This window comes from Pontitalea aquivivens (assembly GCF_046507575.1).
In the GTDB taxonomy this organism is placed as follows: domain Bacteria; phylum Pseudomonadota; class Alphaproteobacteria; order Rhodobacterales; family Rhodobacteraceae; genus Pontitalea; species Pontitalea aquivivens.
In genome coordinates this window covers 1-855 of record NZ_JBKFEY010000103.1, presented here as the reverse complement: position 1 = coordinate 855, position 855 = coordinate 1, and the positions used below count along the sequence as shown (strand labels likewise).

Annotated in this window: 1 protein-coding gene and 1 pseudogene; both read left to right on the top strand. The window is 60.5% G+C overall.

Going from position 1 to position 855, the window contains the following annotated elements:
• A pseudogene (locus tag ACK8OU_RS20355) lies at window positions 1-316 on the top strand (UDP-glucose 4-epimerase GalE); the annotation flags it as partial.
• Window positions 313-855, top strand: a 543-nt coding sequence (locus ACK8OU_RS20350; RefSeq protein WP_410305143.1) for a UTP--glucose-1-phosphate uridylyltransferase, incomplete at its 3' end; no start/stop codon positions are given. The pseudogene ACK8OU_RS20355 and the gene ACK8OU_RS20350, both read left to right, overlap by 4 nt.

Here is an 855-nt window from a genome sequence, read left to right as displayed (position 1 = left end):
TGTCCATGTGATGGATTTGGTCGACGCCCACATCAAAGGCCTCGAATGGCTGCTCGAGGGCAAAGGCAGCCGAGAGTTCAACTTGGGAACGGGCACTGGCTTCTCGGTCAAAGAAGTGATCGCTGAATGCAAGGCAGCGACTGGCCACGGCGTCCCGCATAGCTTTGGGCCGCGCCGGGCGGGTGATGCTGCAGCGCTGGTTTCCGGAAGTCGACGTGCGGTTGAGGAATTGGGCTGGTCGCCAGAGCGCTCAACTCTGCAGCACATGATTGCCGACGCCTGGCGCTGGTATCAAACCGGTGGCTATTCCGGGTGACGCCCAGGTTTCCGGCTTCGTTCACCAAGACCACCAATCCAGCATTTTCAATACAAGACGACGTTCAGAAAGTCTCCCCCAATATGAAACCCGTTCGCAAAGCTGTATTCCCCGTTGCCGGTTTCGGCACCCGTTTCTTGCCGGCCACGAAGGCCATGCCGAAAGAGCTTTTGCCGATCGTGGACAAGCCGCTTATCCAATATGCGGCCGAGGAAGCCATCGCGGCGGGGATCGACACGCTGATCTTCGTGACGGGGAGAAACAAGCGGGCGATCGAGGACCATTTCGATAGCAATCAAGAGCTTGAGGCTGCGCTGCGCGCCAAGGGCAAGACCGACCAAGCGGACATGGTACGCAACATCCTGCCGCCGGGCGTCGAATGCATCTTCGTGCGCCAGCCAGAGCAGCTGGGGCTCGGCCATGCCGTCCTCTGCGCTGAGCGCGCTGTGGGCAATGACCCATTCGCGGTTCTCCTGGCCGACGACTTCCTGACCTACGAGGGGGCGGGCGTGACCGCCGATCTCGTCAAAGGGTACGAA